This is a genomic window from Shewanella sp. MBTL60-112-B2 (genome assembly GCF_019655055.1).
GTDB lineage: Bacteria > Pseudomonadota > Gammaproteobacteria > Enterobacterales > Shewanellaceae > Shewanella.
In genome coordinates this window covers 35,927-52,608 of the sequence record NZ_BPFA01000001.1, presented here as the reverse complement: position 1 = coordinate 52,608, position 16,682 = coordinate 35,927, and the positions used below count along the sequence as shown (strand labels likewise).

14 protein-coding genes and 1 riboswitch are annotated in these 16,682 nt (G+C 45.5%); of the genes, 3 read left to right on the top strand and 11 right to left on the bottom strand.

All coding sequences use genetic code 11. The features are described from left to right. The first annotated feature begins 950 nt into the window (after positions 1 to 950). From K5Q73_RS00185 to K5Q73_RS00175, 3 genes are all read left to right on the top strand, one after another. Positions 951 to 2,510 carry a flavocytochrome c gene (locus K5Q73_RS00185; RefSeq protein WP_220758733.1) on the top strand — a complete coding sequence of 520 codons (1,560 nt, stop codon included), beginning with the start codon at positions 951 to 953 and terminating at the stop codon, positions 2,508 to 2,510. 35 nt (positions 2,511 to 2,545) lie between these two features. Next, on the top strand, positions 2,546 to 4,195 hold the full coding sequence (hutH, locus tag K5Q73_RS00180; protein ID WP_220758931.1) for a histidine ammonia-lyase: 1,650 nt from the start codon (positions 2,546 to 2,548) through the stop codon (positions 4,193 to 4,195). 182 nt (positions 4,196 to 4,377) lie between these two features. After that, positions 4,378 to 4,758 (top strand): cytochrome c3 family protein, encoded by a 381-nt coding sequence (locus tag K5Q73_RS00175; protein WP_220758734.1) that lies wholly within the window; start codon positions 4,378 to 4,380, stop codon positions 4,756 to 4,758. A 350-nt stretch (positions 4,759 to 5,108) separates the two neighbouring features. On the opposite strand, the gene K5Q73_RS00170 is transcribed toward K5Q73_RS00175, so the two are convergent. The 11 genes from K5Q73_RS00170 to K5Q73_RS00120 all read right to left on the bottom strand — a co-directional run bounded on the left by K5Q73_RS00170 (position 5,109) and on the right by K5Q73_RS00120 (position 16,681). Next, positions 5,109 to 5,492: an MAPEG family protein gene (locus K5Q73_RS00170; protein ID WP_220758735.1), complete on the bottom strand. Its 384-nt coding sequence runs from the start codon at positions 5,490 to 5,492 to the stop codon at positions 5,109 to 5,111. Between the two features lie 316 nt (positions 5,493 to 5,808). Further along, the gene (locus K5Q73_RS00165; RefSeq protein WP_220758736.1) at positions 5,809 to 6,366 is read right to left on the bottom strand and encodes an HdeD family acid-resistance protein; all 558 of its coding nucleotides are present in this window, start codon (positions 6,364 to 6,366) and stop codon (positions 5,809 to 5,811) included. 423 nt (positions 6,367 to 6,789) lie between these two features. Then, positions 6,790 to 7,626 (bottom strand): cobalamin-binding protein, encoded by an 837-nt coding sequence (locus tag K5Q73_RS00160; protein WP_220758737.1) that lies wholly within the window; start codon positions 7,624 to 7,626, stop codon positions 6,790 to 6,792. Between the two features lie 589 nt (positions 7,627 to 8,215). Further along, positions 8,216 to 8,833 carry a cob(I)yrinic acid a,c-diamide adenosyltransferase gene (gene cobO, locus K5Q73_RS00155; protein ID WP_220758738.1) on the bottom strand — a complete coding sequence of 206 codons (618 nt, stop codon included), beginning with the start codon at positions 8,831 to 8,833 and terminating at the stop codon, positions 8,216 to 8,218. A 342-nt stretch (positions 8,834 to 9,175) separates the two neighbouring features. Next, a complete protein-coding gene (locus tag K5Q73_RS00150) occupies positions 9,176 to 10,765 on the bottom strand; it encodes a cobyric acid synthase (RefSeq protein ID WP_220758932.1) in 1,590 nt (529 codons plus the stop codon). Positions 10,766 to 10,837: 72 nt separating this feature from the next. Next, positions 10,838 to 11,386 (bottom strand): bifunctional adenosylcobinamide kinase/adenosylcobinamide-phosphate guanylyltransferase, encoded by a 549-nt coding sequence (gene cobU / locus K5Q73_RS00145; RefSeq protein ID WP_220758739.1) that lies wholly within the window; start codon positions 11,384 to 11,386, stop codon positions 10,838 to 10,840. Further along, positions 11,383 to 12,162, bottom strand: a complete 780-nt coding sequence (locus K5Q73_RS00140; RefSeq protein WP_220758740.1) for an adenosylcobinamide-GDP ribazoletransferase — start codon at positions 12,160 to 12,162, stop codon at positions 11,383 to 11,385. The genes cobU and K5Q73_RS00140 overlap by 4 nt, the downstream gene beginning before the upstream one ends. Positions 12,163 to 12,264: 102 nt before the next feature. Continuing rightward, positions 12,265 to 13,293: a nicotinate-nucleotide--dimethylbenzimidazole phosphoribosyltransferase gene (gene cobT, locus K5Q73_RS00135; RefSeq protein ID WP_220758741.1), complete on the bottom strand. Its 1,029-nt coding sequence runs from the start codon at positions 13,291 to 13,293 to the stop codon at positions 12,265 to 12,267. A gap of 44 nt (positions 13,294 to 13,337) precedes the next feature. After that, positions 13,338 to 14,390, bottom strand: coding sequence for an iron ABC transporter permease (locus K5Q73_RS00130; RefSeq protein ID WP_259650661.1), 1,053 nt, complete (start codon positions 14,388 to 14,390; stop codon positions 13,338 to 13,340). Further along, positions 14,374 to 15,315: an ABC transporter ATP-binding protein gene (locus tag K5Q73_RS00125; RefSeq protein ID WP_220758742.1), complete on the bottom strand. Its 942-nt coding sequence runs from the start codon at positions 15,313 to 15,315 to the stop codon at positions 14,374 to 14,376. Before K5Q73_RS00125 ends, K5Q73_RS00130 begins: the two co-directional genes overlap by 17 nt. Before the next feature lie 117 nt (positions 15,316 to 15,432). Further along, positions 15,433 to 15,585: riboswitch (cobalamin riboswitch) on the bottom strand. A 472-nt stretch (positions 15,586 to 16,057) separates the two neighbouring features. After that, positions 16,058 to 16,681 (bottom strand): histidine phosphatase family protein, encoded by a 624-nt coding sequence (locus tag K5Q73_RS00120; RefSeq protein WP_220758743.1) that lies wholly within the window; start codon positions 16,679 to 16,681, stop codon positions 16,058 to 16,060. Position 16,682: the final 1 nt, after the last annotated feature.

The following is a 16,682-nucleotide window of genomic DNA, read 5'->3' as shown; positions in this document are numbered from 1 at the left end:
TTTGAACTTAAAAATATAAAAGCGTGGACAACACCACACTATCAACCGAGTAAACAAATAGAATTAATATAACAGTCAGTTTAAATGACGAGACTTATTTACAACTTAAACGGAATATGTGAGTAATTCACCAAAGCGATAAAATATGTGAAGCATATAAAAATAAGCTCTTTTATGTGAGCTATTATCCGAACAGATTAAATATGTGAGAGGCTTATGATATTCACCTCGACATGTGATAATTCAAGCATAAAACCAAAGCCAATACGCGGCTAACCTTAAGAGCTAGCAGAGCTACCTCCCCAACGACACAACCAGCAACCAACTGTTTAGCTATAGCTTTACTGACTATAGCTTTACTAACTAACTATAGCTTTACTAACTAGGCCTGATGCAGGTTTGCGTCAATTACACTCCTTATTTATAACTATAATATCCCTACAGTTTAACACCTACGTCTATTTTCCTATAACGTTATAAACCTGGTTTTTAATCGACCGATAAGAATAGATTAAATAATAGAGCAACTCTGGCTAATTCAGTATATACCAAACTATTCCTACAATTATTTTATTTATACCAGCACTTTCTCTCTACCACTCACCAAACTAATTAGCTAACATAGCCAATAATAACCACTATCACCCCAGCTTATATCGAATAAATGGTTTTCGCTTTAAAGTTAATTGCTCGTATTTTGTTACGTAATAAGTGCCCAATAATTTTTAAGCTTACTAAACGCCCTTTTTCATTATTGATATGTCGAGATGACCACGAAATATCATGACAGCAAATCATGATATATCACGATTTTACGATCCCCTTCATAAATCATTGGCTTTATACCGCGAATTAGGTAGTTGGCACAGTCACTGCAACATCATCTGTATTGAAATAGAGCCTTAATGGCTCAGCAACATAATTAAGAATATACATAGGGAAACAGATTGATGAACGATAAACAACTGGTGAGTCCTAGCCGACGCCAACTACTTAAAGGTGGCGCGGCCATGGCTGTTGCTGGATTAGGTAGCACTGTAGCCTTATCTGCAAATGCAGCGTGCGTACCGCAAGCTGATGCAAAATTTGATGAAGTTGTTGATGTAATCGTTGTAGGTAGTGGTTTTGCCGGTATGTCTGCTGCGCTACAAGCTAGAGAAAATGGCTCTAGCGTTATGATCATCGACAAAATGCCTGTATTTGGTGGTAACTCAACCATTAACGGCGGTGCGATGGCTGTTGCTGGTTCGCCTTTGCAAAAGAAAGAAGGTATTGAAGACTCTGTAGATGTGATGGTTGCAGACATGCTTGAGTCTGGCCGCGGTATGAACGATGTCGAAATGCTCAAACTTGTGTGTAACGGTACTTCAGAGTCTTGCGACTGGCTTATCGAGCGCGGCGTTGAGTGGAAGCCTTTTGTACAGCACTTTGGTGGTCACTCTATTCCACGCGTACTGCAAACGGTTCAAAGCTCTGGCGCTGGTATTATCCGCCCACTGATCAAGGTTGCCAAAAAGAATGGCATCGACATGCGCAACCAAGCCAAACTTGAAGGTTTCATTAAAGATGAAAATGGCCGCGTTATCGGTATCGATGTCCGCCAAGGTTATTACTTCCCGAAAGAGCGTACGGGCAAAATGGTTAAAATTGGTGCCCGCAAAGGCATCATTATGGCAACGGGTGGCTTTGGTAACGATATTGAATACCGCCAAATGCAGCAGCCTGAATACACCAATCAGTTAGATTCAACTAACCATGCAGGTGCAACATCTGAAGCCCTAAAGCAAATGATGCTACTAGGCGCGAACCCAATTCACTTAGATCAAATCCAATTAGGCCCTTGGGCATCACCTGATGAAAAAGGCTTTGGTACTGCATCTCAGTTCAACACCATTGCCACTTACCCAAGCGGTATCGTAGTTGATGTGCGCACCGGCGAGCGTTTCTTTAACGAACTTGCTGACCGTAAAGCTCGCGCCGATGCCATCATGACTCGCCGCGACGCTGAAGGTAACCCAGTTTACCCAATCGGCTTTACTAATGCTGAAGGCGCCAAAGACGCGCAAACATTAGATTGGGGTCTGAAATACAACGTAATTAAAAAAGCAGACACTCTAGAAGAGCTAGCAAAAATCTACAACATGCCAGCAAAGGCGCTTAAAGATCAGGTTGCTCGCTGGAATGAATCTGTGACTAACGGCAACGACACTGAATTTGGTCGCCCAATGCAGAAGGCCATGTTACTCGATAAAGGCCCTTGGTATGGCGTACGCATGTGGCCAAAAGTGCACTACTGCATGGGCGGCGTAAAAGTAAACACCGCATCAGAAGTACTACACCTAGTGACCAACAAACCAATTCCAGGACTATACGCAGCTGGTGAAGCAACTGGCGGTATTCACGGTGCAAGCCGCCTAGGCGCATGTGCTGTAGCCGAAGGTGTTGTAACTGGCCGTAATGCTGGCCGTCACTGCGCTGAAAGCCAAGCAGTAACCTTAAAACTTGCTTAATAAGTCGCTACTAAATTTAAAAAATTATGGGAATGATGAATATGAAAACAACTAAAAATGTTGCGTTAACGACACTCGCATTAGCGCTTACAGCTGGCCAAGCAATGGCTGCCGACACTGTAGTACTAGACGGCAAAAGCCTTACACAAGACCAAGCCTGGGAAATCGCTGAAGGCGCTAAAGTAAAAATTGCAGCCCAGTCAGCAACTGCACTAGTTAAGTCTTACGAGCTACTCATGGAAGCGGCACGTTTAGGCAAACCAGTATACGGCCTAACTGTAGGCGTGGGCTTAAACAAAGACCACAAACTATTTGATGCCAACGGCGAACTTAGCCCTGAAGTAATGAAGGCATCTAAGTCTTTTAACTACAGCACACTACGCGCTCACAGTGCGGGTGTTGGCGAAGCGATGCCAGTTAACTTAACTCGCGTTGCATTAGCTGTACGTTTAAACACGATTTTGTCTGGTCACACTGGCGTTCAGCCATATGTTGCTGAGCTATACCAAGCTTATTTAAACAACGACATTTCACCACTTATCCCGTCTAAGGGCACTGTTGGTGAAGCCGATATCTTACTTTCATCGCACGTAGGCCTAGCGATGATCGGTGAGTGGGATGTGATCTACAAAGGCGAGCGCATGAACAGCGCGCTAGCAATGAAAAAAGCCGGCATTAAAGCGCTTGAACCTGTAGGTAAAGATGCGCTGTCTATTTTATCAAACAACTCTGTTGGCGTAGCGTATGCAATGCAAGGCTACCGCGATGCGAAGCACCTTCTAGATGTATCGCCAACGGTATTTAGCTTAAGCCTTGAAGGTCTAAACGGTAACGTTTCGCCATTCTTGCCACAAACTAACGACATCCGTCCGTTCCCATTCTTAAAAGAAGCCACTAGCGAAATTCGTAACGACTTAACAGGTAGCTACTTATGGGATGCCAACGCTGAGCGTCCACTGCAAGATCCGCTAAGCTACCGTACTACGGCTTACACTTTTGCTAGCGCTTACAAGGCACTTGCCGATCTTGACCAAGTGATTGATATCCAAATCAACCACTCTGACGATAACCCAGGCGTTATCGTAGGTGCAGGCATTGATTACGGTAATAACTCTCAAGTTTCTAAATACTTAGTTGAAGGTAAAGGCGGTGTATTCCCAACAACTAACTTTGAGCCACTACCTGTTGCACTTGCTGTACAGCAGCTAGCCATCGCACTGACTCACGTATCACACAACAGTGCTATGCGTACTATTCACTTGTCAGATGACCACTTTACCCGTCTACCACGCTTCTTAAGCGCACCTGGTAACAACGGCCATGCTTTTGGTGCAATCCAAAAGACATTTGTAGATATGCAAGTACGTAACAAAGCCTTGGCTAACCCAGTATCGTTCGACGGTATTGCGATTGCCGGTAACATTGAAGATACCTTCACTAACCTAAAACTTGCGTCAGAAAGACTAATTCAAATCGTTGATAACACTAACGTTATGTACGGTCTTGAGCTAATGCACTCAACTCAAGCAATCGATTTGCGCAAACTAGCTAACGAAAACCTTAAGCAAGGCGAAGCAACAAAAGCCATGTACCAAGCGTTCCGCAAGCAAGTGCCATTTGTTGAAATCGACCGTCCATTTACACCAGATATTAAGGCATCAAAAGCATTTATCGCCCAGTACTAAAATATAGGTACTAAAAATAGGTACTAAAAGTTAGTACTACTAGCGAAACACTCTTGCTCGGCGTTACCAATACCACAACGTTTGGTAACGCCGAATAAGCAGCAATGGTGCCGCAGTAAAAGAAGCGATTTAAGCGAGATGTTATACAAGTTATCGGGCGCTACGCCCAAGAAGGATTAAAAATGTTAAAAGTATTTTCGACTATCTGCATGCTAATGTTGATGGCCATCCCAAATGCGAACGCAATGAAAATTAAAGATTATCACCAAGAGATAATGACGGGTGATAACGGTAAAGTTGAATGTAGCGCCTGTCACGGTGATGCAAAGCGTAAAACCATCCCTGAAGCAAGTGTATGTGAAAGCTGTCACGGCAGCGTGGAAGATGTTGCAGAGCTAACTAAGCGCCCTGCAGATGCAGGCCACGACGTTGAACCTAATCCACACGACAGCCTACATTACGGTACCGACTTACCTTGTACTTACTGCCATATCGAGCACAAAGAAAGCAAAGTGTACTGTAACCAGTGTCATGAGTTCGAATACCCAGAAATGAAGCGATAAGTTCTATCACAGAATAAAGCAAAGAAGGACCTAGATTCTAGGGCGCTTCGCTTCGAGAGCGGGCTGCGCCCTACTAGGAAAAGCATGACGGGCTAAAGCCGACCTACAAAGTAAGATCAAAAACGCTTTTCCGTCTTTGCTTTTTCCTAGAACCTTTCTTTGCCCTTCCTTCTTAGATTGTACCTTTCTTTGCTTTTCCGTAAGCGCAGCGATCCGTAGTGACAATGTCACGTTCCCTAGGCCGCAGGCTGTCCGGCTCTTACCGTCTTCGCTCTTCCTAGAACCTGCTTTTCCTAGGTTCTTCTTAGCTAGTACCTTTCTTTGCTTTTCCTAGAACCTAGAACCTTCCCTTAAACCGCCTGCCAAAACACGGTAAATGAGGCGAATATCGCCACAAACCAAGACAGAGACCTCAGTGTGCCTTTATCCATTAAGTACAGTAGTTGATAGGCTATGCGGGCTAGCACATGCACCACAGCTGCAGTTTCGGTAATGCCGTTAACTTTATCTGTTGCAATCACAGCCAATATTGAAAGCCCAAAAATAAGCAGAGATTCAAAAGCGTTTTGATGAGCCGCGACTGCACGAGCACCAAAGCCTGTTAGTTTTGACTGCTGCTCCCGTGGATGATTGTTGTCATAACCGCCTAATTTAGCCATAGCCATCGCAACCGGACCTTTGGCAGCATAGGGGAGTAACATGGCGATAAATAGGCAGATGAGTAGCGTAGTCATAGTGAGATCCCTTTGTTATTGTTATTGTTATTGTTATTAGTTTTAGCTGAAATGAGGGCAGTAAACACTACAGGATTTTAAACCTAGGTTCTAGTTTCTGGGTTATGGGTGCTAGGTTCTGGCTAAGTAATGCGGGTTTTAGGAAAGCATACAATCAAAGACGCTTAGCCATAAGATGCGAAAGTTGGGAAAACAACAGCAAGAAGCTTCATATGGTCGGCATTGACCCCGTCACTAGTTACGCAACAGCCCCTAGGACCGAAGTCCTAGGCAAAGTAGCGACTAGCTCACACCAGATAAATAAGGCTCGCTGGGGTTATTTAGGCACGACCTTTTTCATCTGCATGCCGATAAAGATAAAACTTAAGCCTTCAAATACAAAAGAAACTCCAACGAAAACCCCCAAAATAGACAGTGAAAACTCAGGGTCTTTCATCAGGCTGAAAAAATAAACCGCAATGGCTGTCGATAATAAACCACTGAATACAATCAAAAGCCAACCATCTAAGTTCTTACGACTGATAAAACCAAAGAACATCCGAGTCACCCCGTTAAACAGCATAATCATTATCATCATCACAGTGATGGTTAATAAGCCGACATAGGGCTCGGCTAAGATAAAAATACCGCCAATAAGATAGAACAAAGCACTAATGACATACCAAGACTTAGCTTTCCATTTAGGTATACTCAAGGTGTGGTAGACCTGCACCAGACCAATCACTAGAAAAATCCCGCCAATAATGGTGGTGATAGTCACTCCTACCGCAACCGGTAGGCTAATAGCTAAAATCCCGGCAAGGGTCACAACCACACCGACCATCACAAACCATTTCCAGCCTTTCGTTAGCATGCTATTTACTGGGTTTTCCATATTATATCCTTAAGAGTTAGCTGATTGATTAGCAGCTAAGCCTGAGTGTTCAATTCATTTTTAGATTGTTTATCAAAAACAGATCCAACCATTTGAATTGGCGATACAAGCTCAAGTATTGGTCATCAATGAAGATATGACTAGCTGTAAGTCAATATTTATTGGTTTAATCTAATGCTTACCAAGAGTTAATAGATTTTTACTCTAGGCGTATAAGGTTAAGCCAGTGATATAAACCGCGAGAGACAGTTATGGTAGAACTCAAGAATAAATGCGAATGTGACCAACGTCACAAATGACGATGTAGCGTGACTTTAATAGCGCGGGGGATATTGATCATATCAAAAATAAGACTCCGGGATAGGTTGAGTACCTGCCGCAAGCCTGCACCAGAGCCGGACAGGCTTGTGGAGTAGATAATTTTTAACGCGCCTTATCTAATGCTTCACATAAAGCTTCTACCCCAAGCAGGGCTCGTGGAGCAGCGCGGTGAAGTAAGTCAGCATTTAACTGATAAATATGCTGGTTTTTAACCGCTGGAATTTCTGGCCATTCACTCCATTTAATTCCGATGATGTTACCTTCATCCTGACTTTGTAGGATCACCTCTGGTTGCTTTAGTACTACGGTTTCTAGGCTGACTTGTGGGTAATCGTTAGCAGCATCAACAAACACATTATCGCCGTGACAAACTGCAATAATCTGCTGGATCCAGCTATTTTTAGCGACCGTCATTAGCGGGGTAGACCAAAGCTGATAGAAGACATGCACCCCAGATTTAGCAGCGTTATCGCTACGCAACTGTTTAAGCTGCTGACGATATTCAGCTGCAACTTTTTCCGCTTGGTCTTGATGGCCAGTTAACGCGCCAAGAGAGACAAGTTCATCGGCGACCTCATCAAGAGTGCTTGGGTTACTATCAAATACCGTAAAACCTAGCTCTTTGATACGAGTTATATCTTCGGCTTTATTACCACTGCCCCATACCACCACAAGGTCAGGTTCTAGCTCAAGTATGCGCTCAACTTGCACACCGTGATAACCACCAATACGCGGGATGGCAAGTGCGGCCTTCGGAAAATCGGCATGATCTGTGGTTGCCACAATCGACTCCCCCGCACCAATGGCATACAGCATCTCCACCGAATGTGGCGACAATGCAACGATCCGTTTAGCTGGCGTTGCGATATCAGCATGCGCAAAAGCTGATGCTAAAGCGCAAGCCGTCAGCAACACAAATAATCTGGTAACTCTGTTCATTAAAATCCTTTTTGCTTTAAGTTCGGCATGATCCAAAAATGTCCTAGAGCGTTCGCAAGCTCACTGCGAGAACGCTTCGCGGCTAGAGCGGACTGCGTCCTGCTATAACATCAACTGAATAAATAAGGCTCCCCCTAGCAAACGCTCCCCCTAATGGATATTTCACAGGCTAAGCCGTCAAGTACTCTCAGAAACAGCCTGCCCTTAAACATACGACTCTTTCTAAGAGCCGGTTGATGGAGTGAACTATTATCTAAATTCAACCCGCCAGCGACAATAACACCACAACAAAGAATGCGAAGAAGCAATTTCAAACTGATCGCTTTTGTAGCTAAGCCGTCAAGCTTTCTCAAAAACAGCCAGCACCTGAGCATACGACTCTTTTTAAGAGCGAGTTGATTGGGTCAGCTGTAGACTAATCAAGCTGCACCGACAATAACGCCACAACAATTAATGCGAAGAAGCAATTTCAAACTGATCGCTTTTGTAGCTAAGCCGTCAAGCTTTCTCAGCCCATGAGCATACGAGTAGTATGTGATTGGGTGAGAAAGCGCAGACAATAACGCTACAGAAGCTAGCAGGAAGAAATTTAGTAATCGAAGCCGGGTTGGGCTTTGATTCCGTTATCAAATGCATGCTTGATTGGCTGTACCTCACTCACTGTATCAGCAAGCTCCACAATCGCTCGGTGACAGGCTCTACCCGTTACTATCACATGCTGCATTGGCGGGCGATTCTTCAGCGCCTCAATAACTCGCTCCACTTCTAGATAGTGGTAACTCACCATATAGGTCAGCTCATCGAGCATCACTAAATCGATGCTTTCATCTTGCAGTAACTTCTCAGTGGCTTCCCAGGCTTTTACTGCGGCAGCGGTATCTTTTTCTCTGTCTTGGGTTTCCCAAGTAAAGCCTGTGCCCATTACATGGAACTCAACACCTGCGCCTTCTAGTAAGGTGCGCTCACCACAGTCCCAGTTGCCCTTAATAAACTGCACAACAGCCGCTTTTTTACCATGACCGACGGCGCGTACTACGGTACCAAAACCTGAGGTGGATTTGCCTTTACCGTTACCGGTTAATACTAAAAGGATCCCTTTCTCTTCTTGAGCACGTGCGATCTTGGCATCTACGCCTTCTTTGATCCTTTGTTGGCGTGCTTTATGGCGTTCAGCTTTCGCAGCCTCTATTGATTTATTATCCGTCATATTACGTCCCTATTTTATCCCTTAAACACCCATTTAATTTGTAAAACACTCAAAAAACGCTCAACTACATTTCGGTAAAAACCATGCTTACCGCCCAGTTAAAACACCTCTTTTAAAGCTCACTCAAAACCCTAGCCAACCCAGTTTTGGCGAGGGTTTGAACAACTTAGATTATGACGTCCGCACATCATATTTAAATCGTTTAGTTAGCATACAGCTAGCGTTTAACTTTTCTACAAAAAGCCGACTTTTACAGCATTGAGCCATTTTTACTTACTTACACCTTATAAATACATTTTTAGCTTTAAAAACGACAAAATGTCTTAAAGGCTCCTCCTAACGTTAACGAGAAGCCCAGATCTGTTCTAATCGTTCAAGATCGAGATGCTGCTCTAATACATCAGCCAATCGTTCCAATTGTTGCTCACGTACTTGGTTAACATCCACGGCCTCAGCTTGCTCAATACCAGCCCATTTAAGGATTAACCGACAAGCCTCTGGCGAATCAAACACGCCGTGTAAATAAGTCCCCATAATTTGGCCATCACTAGAGAGCATCCCTTCAGCTTGGCCCAAAGCTTCAGCTGCGCGGTTTAGCTCAGATGACTGCAGCTGTTGGGATGATGGCTTGAGATCAGCTTGTACTTCGCCTTTAATGCTTAAGTTTAATGGCTGGGTGAGTGGCATTAACGAACGTGAGCGGCCGCAGTGGATCTCATAACCTTCAACGGCTACCGTTTCACCGAGCAAAGTTAAATGCCCCTCGACTTGTTGCAGTATTTTGTTGTCCGTTAACTGGGTAACCAGCGGCAAAAGCCCTAGGCCTTCGCTGCTGCCTGCGATATCTTCGATCCCGCTAGGATCGTCGATCGCTTGCCCTAGCATTTGGTAACCACCGCAGATCCCTAACACCTTACCGCCATAGCGTAGGTGTTTATCTATTGCAATATCCCAACCTTGCTGACGGATAAACTCAAGATCGGCGCGGACATTTTTGCTGCCAGGAATAATAATTAAATCGGCTACAGGCAATGATGATTGCTTATTAGCTGATAGATCCTGCGCCTGAGTTTTGGCAAGGGTTTGCAACGACACATAATTAAAATCGATCTGCGGGTTAAGCCTTAAGGGATCAAAGTCAGTATGATTACTAATACGCGGCAGCACTAGCACTAAGACTTTAAGCTTAGTATCACCGTCTTTTTCTGGTGCGGCAATTAATGCATCTTCAGCATCGAGGTGCAGATCATGTAGATAAGGTAATACTCCAAGCACAGGTTTGTTAGTATAATTTTCTAGCCAGTCTAAACCATCTTGCAACAGGTTAATATCGCCACGAAAACGGTTAATCACAAAGCCTTTTACGCGTGCTTGTTCTGTTTCACTCAATAGTGCAAGCGTACCGACTAAGTGGGCGAATACACCGCCTTTATCAATATCGGCGATGATAATGACTGGGCAATCCACCTCTTCGGCGAAACCCATATTAGCAATATCGCCTTCACGCAGATTAATTTCTGCAGGGCTACCCGCACCTTCCACCAGCAGCATGTCGTAATCGCTCGTTAAGCGCTGATACGACTCTTTTACCGCCGCCATGGCCTTAACCCGATAACCATTGGCATTTTTACCAAAGTAGTCTTCAGCTTCCATTTTCATCAAGGCTTTGCCGTGTACGATGACCTGCGAGCCAGTGTCAGAACTAGGCTTTAATAAGATTGGATTAAAATCAATTTGCGGCTCTAGTTTACAAGCAACGGCTTGCAGTGCCTGCGCGCGGCCTATCTCGCCACCGTCTATGGTGACAGCGCTATTAAGCGCCATATTCTGCGGTTTAAAAGGTGCGACTTTTTGCCCTTGTCTAACAAACAGGCGACATAGGCCAGCAACTAAAGTGCTCTTGCCTGCATCGGATGTAGTGCCTTGTACCATTAGTACTTTGCATTCTGTTTTGGCTTTATTGTTATTTTTCACTGCCACTTTCTCTGACACTTTAACGCTCTCCTAGCCTTTTAAGTGCAGAGGCAAGCCAGCTGTCACTAAGGTAACTTTATCTGCAATTGCTGCAATATCTTGGTGCAGCCAGCCCGCTTCATCAACAAAGCGGCGGCTAATTTCTCCCATGGGCACGATGCCGCATCCCACTTCATTACTCACCAAAATCACAGTACCAGGAAGCTTTGCTAAGGCCTGTAAAAAATCGCTTTTAACTTGCTGCCAGTCATTATTCTCGCAAAAAAGTTGATTGCTAAGCCACAAAGTTAAGCAGTCGACTAGGATCACGCTGTCGTCGGTCGCATGGCTTTGTAAGGCGTGAGTTAGCTCGAGAGGACACTCTATGGTTTGCCAAGCAATTGCGTCAATTTGGCGCTGAGCTTGATGGTGTAAAATGCGTTGTTGCATCTCGCTATCTAATGCTTGGGCTGTGGCAAAATACCAGCAAGATTTAGCGGACTCTGCTGCCGCTCCCGTAGCACTCACACATTGCAGAACTTGTGATTCTGCATAGCTGCTTTTACCACTGCGGGCACCGCCTAAAACCAGATGGATCACCAGCTGACTCCTAAAACCAGTAATAGCAGATAACAGGTTAGCTCTGAGCCTTGCTGCGCAGCGCCAAGTGTATCGCCGGTATAACCACCTATCTGCTTTCTAAATAACCTAACAAAACCGTAGCGCACTATGATAAGCCCAAGGGTTAAGATTAGGGCTTGCATTACCCCCACTAACAGTAGCGCCAAAACGCCTGTTGCCAGCAAGATAGATAATTCATTAATGCTCTGCTCTTGAGCTAATGGCTTACTCTTACTGGTATCTGAGTCACTAACGTATGGCTCGGAGAAAATAAAACTCGCAGCCACTACACGACTTAGACAATGCCCCACGATTAACGCCAAGCTAACAGAGCTCGGATCAAATAACGCCAGCTCTGTCAGTAGTTGCCATTTCAGCAGCAAGGCTAGCACCAGTGCTAATGCGCCATAACTGCCAAGACGCGAGTCCTTCATGATGTTAAGTTTGGCTTCAACTGTCCAGCCGCCACCGAGGCCATCGGCGGTATCGGCAAGGCCGTCTTCATGAAAGCCACCAGTGACCAGCACGCTAGTGATCATCGCCACTACAATGGCGATAGAAGGCGAGACCCAATACAGCATTAGGCTATAAACCAGTGCACTAATCGCCCCCACTAGCAAACCAACGAGACCAAAATAGCGGCTGGCTTTATTCAGTTTATCTGCATCTACCTCAATCCATTTCGGCATAGGAATTCGAGTAAAGAATCCCATTGCGATAAAGAAAAGATTGAGCTGTTGTTGCCAAGCTTTCATGTAAATCTCCGATTTCAGGTTCTAGGTTCAACAAAAACTCTAGCCGTAATGCCCTAGTACCTGGCTTTTCTTTTCCTAGGACCTAGGCCCTTCTTTGTCAAACTAAATCTCTATTCCAGCATCTTCGAAACTGGCCATTTCGTTATAGAAATTCACCGCGGCCTGAATAAGAGGTAACGCCAGTGCTGCGCCCGTGCCTTCACCTAGCTTCATACCCAGCTTTAATAATGGTTTGGCTTGCAAGAACTCCAGCATCAACATGTGTCCTTTCTCATCTGACTGATGAGCGAAAATCATATAACCACGTACATTTGGATTAATCTTCACTGCCGCCAACGCTGCTGCACTGGCTATAAAACCATCGACAATGATGAGCATGTTACGCTCTGCAGCTGCTAGCATAGCGCCTGTCATTTGTACTATCTCAAAGCCACCAACACAGGCCAGAACCTGCATAGGGTCGTCAAGTTCGCTATGATGCACAAGTAGCGCTTGCTCAACGAGCATCTTCTTACGCTTGAAGGTCGCCGCATCGATACCTGTACCGCGGCCGACACAATCTTCCACCTTACATCCGGTTAAAGCTGACATGATTGCCGCAGCTGACGAAGTATTGCCGATCCCCATCTCGCCTAAGGCGATTAAGTTACAGCCGTTTTGATGATGCATCTCCACTCGCGTTGTCGCCATCTTGAAGCCTTGCTTCACCGCACCTAAAGTCATGGCAGCGCGTTTATGGATAGGACCTGTACCCGAACCTAAGCGTTGGTCTATCACCCCTTCTAAGTTTTCAATCGGCTTTAAGATCCCACAATCGATCACTTCCAAGTCAAAACCCACCTGGCGGGTAAACACGTTAATGGCTGCCCCACCATTAATAAAATTGGTCACCATCTGGGTGGTCACTTCACTCGGGGCAATAGACACACCAGATTCTGCAATGCCATGATCGGCAGCAAATACCATCATCTTTGGGTTGTTGATCTGTGGTTTATCTTTACCTAACACTTGGGCTATTTTCAGAGCCAGTGACTCTAGGTCCCCCAGCGCGCCTAAAGGCTTAGTTTTAGTGTCTATTTTGTGCTGGATCTGTTCATCGAACTCTGTATTTATTGCTTTTATATCAAACATCTCTGGCTCCACGTTGCCACGTAATATGGTTTAAATCTGGCTCGCTAAATACGTTTACCGCTGCGATTGCCTAAAATAAATAGAAAGAAAATACTGCCCATCACCGAGGTTATAATCCCCACTGGCAACTCTTGATAACTCAATAATGTTCGGGCTAATACATCGACCCAAACCATAAATAGCCCGCCCACCAGCGCAGTTAACAGCAATGGGTAACGCCCCGGAAACAGTAAACGCACCGTATGGGGCACCATTAAGCCGATAAAGCCAATGCCGCCACAATTTGCCACTAAAATCGCGGTAATAAGCGAGCACAATAACAGCATATTTAGCCTTAAGCGGCTCACATTAATTCCGAGTGTATGCGCAGTTTCATCGCCTGCACGCATGGCTACAATTTGGCGCTTATTAAGTAAAATAATCAGGGTCGATAAAAGGACGATACCGGCAGGCAACCACAGACCTTGCCAACTGGCTTTGGCAAAACTGCCTAAGGTCCAAAACAGCACTGAAGCCGCAGCTTGTGGGCTAGAGAAATACAGCATCAGACTCGCCATGGCGCCAAACATAAACGAAATTGCCACACCTGAGAGCAACATACGTTCGACCTGAGTGCTCAAGTTACGCCCGCACAGACTAAGTACCATCACCACCGACAAGCTGGCACCGATAAAGGCCCCTACGGGCAGGCTGAGCCAGAGCATACTTTGACTAAAGAGGGTTAATGCCACTACCGCGCCAAAAGATGCCCCAGATGAGATCCCAAACAGATAAGGATCCGCCAGCGGGTTACGGGTCACTGTTTGCAGCACGCTACCGGCTATCGACAGCCCAGCCCCTGCGATAAAGGCCAATAACACTCGTGGTAACCGCAGCTCCCAAATGATCCGCTCACGCACCCCAAGCGACTCGCCTACATTTAATATTTTATGACTAAGAACGCTAAATACATCGGCAATACTTATCGTTGCAGCGCCAAAGCTAGTCGCCGCAAATGGCGTGAGTAAGGTTAAACATGCCAGCAAGCCATACAGTAAGTACTCAACTGGCCGACGCGCGTAACCAAAACCATTTGCTTGGTTAATCGCTTGAGTCATCAATGCCTCCTAGCTCTTGTGCTTCAGCAGCTTGATGTTCGACACTCTCTTGGACGTCATGACTTTGGTTGCCATTATTTTGGTAGTCATGATTTTGATAACCATAGAAATAACAGATAAGCGGGTTACCATGTTGTGGGTGGGGCTTAACCTCACAGCACACATCAAACACCTCTGCGATACGTTGTTCGGTCAACACTACTTTAGGTGAGCCTTTCGCCACGCTACGGCCATTGTTTAACAGCAGTAACTCATCGCATAGGGCGCTGGCGAGGTTTAGGTCGTGAATGGAGGTGATAACCGTAATTTTAAGGCTTCGCAGTAACTCTAGAGTTTGGATCTGATAGCGAATATCCAAATGATTAGTTGGTTCATCGAGAATAAGTAGCTTAGGTCGCTGCACTATTGCGCGGGCAATAAGCGCACGTTGTTTCTCGCCGCCAGACAGACTCTCATAAGCTTGATTTGCTTTATCTTGCAGACCGACCGTAGCAAGTGCCTTAGTGATTACTTCACGGTCACCACGACTGGAAAAATCGAACGCTCCTTTATGGGGGGTTAATCCAAGGGCGATAAGCTGAGCGGTGGTCATTTCGAAGTGATGCGGCGTATCTTGCAGAACGACCGCTATCTGCCTAGCAAAAGCCTTGGCTGACAAGGTGTTAATCTCGTCACCAAATAGATAAATGCTACCCGTCGTGGGTTGAATGAAACGGTATAAGCAACGCAGTAGACTCGATTTGCCCGCGCCGTTAGGGCCGATAATGCCCAGCATCTTACCTTCAGCAAGACTAAATTCGATGGCCGATAAAATAGCGCTACCGTTGAGCTGCCAGCTAAGATCTGTCACCGACAGCACTGTATTGCTATTGTGGTGAGCATTAGTGTGAGTGCCGACCTTAGGTTCTTGTGCCCGTTCAGTCATTGAGGCTAACCGCCTCTAAAGCTATTTTAGGTTGCATTTTATTGTCTCCCCCGAGTCGCCCGCTCGAGTCAATGTGCATATGGCTACACTTGTAAATATCGATACATGTTGGCATGTTCGAACAACATTCAGTTAGGCAGGTATCTGACTTGAAAAATAGCCTAATGCTATCTTTCCTACAGTTGCGGGTACAGTCCGGACTCAGCTAGCCATTGAAGTCAGCTTCCGGTTCCCTTTATGCCGTTAAGCACCTAACTTATTTCTTACTTACTTCTTACTTATTACTGCTTTTAAACATCAAAATTCAATACCGACTGCAGCGCTAAAGTAAGATAACGCCGCAGTTTAACACGCCTTAGTGCATTTGAGTGCTGAGCTTTTTTCTTATCTAGCAAATCGCCTTGCTTTAAAACAAGGTCCTAGTTCCTAGGACGCTTCGCTTCGAGGACGGGCTGCGCCCTACTAGGAAAATCACGAACTTGACGGGCTAAAGCCCGACCTACAACAGCCAATATTTTCCGACTTAGCTTTACCCGTCTTTGCTTTCATCGTCGTTGCGTTAAAACAAGGTCCTAGATCCTAGGACGCTACGCTGCGAGGACGGGCTGCGCCCTACTAGGAAAAGCACAAGCGTGACGGGCTAAAGCCCGACCTACAACAGCCAATATTTTCCGACTTAGCTTTACTCGTCTTTGCTTTTACGTCTTTGCTTTTTCCTAGGACCTAGTACCTTCTGTTAAACCTAGGTCCTTCTTTCCCCCCAATGCAGAGTTAAAAACTGCTGGCCGTTTTCATCGTACAATACATCAATCTCAGCCTTTGCGGCATAAGGTAATTTGAGTGAGCTATAAAAGCCTACGGCTTGCGTTACTCCTAGGGCTTTAGCTATTAAGTGACGCATCACGCCGCCGTGAGTCACCAGCAACACACACTGACCTTTATACGCTTCAAGCATTACTTGCCATGCCTTATCGATACGGGACTCAAATGCTTGCATGCTCTCACCATTTGGCGGCGCAACAGCCCAAGGATTAGCCCAGTAAGCATCAAGTTCTTCGGCATGCGACTGATATAATGCATCGAATGTTTGCCCATCCCAATCGCCAAAATCCAGCTCTTTGAAGGCCGCATTTGTCGAATAGGAGAGCCCCTGAGTTAATGCAAATTCTTCTGCTATATTAGCGCAGCGAATAAGCGGCGAACTCAATACAAAATTAGGCACAAAACTGGAGCATTCTAGCCCTCTAAGCACGCTTTGCATCTGCAGCTCTCCCTGTTCTGTCAGCGCCACATCGATTTGGCCGCGCAAAATATTGCCACCTTTGCATTCACCATGTCTAAGCAAGATCACCCTTGTGGTTTGCATG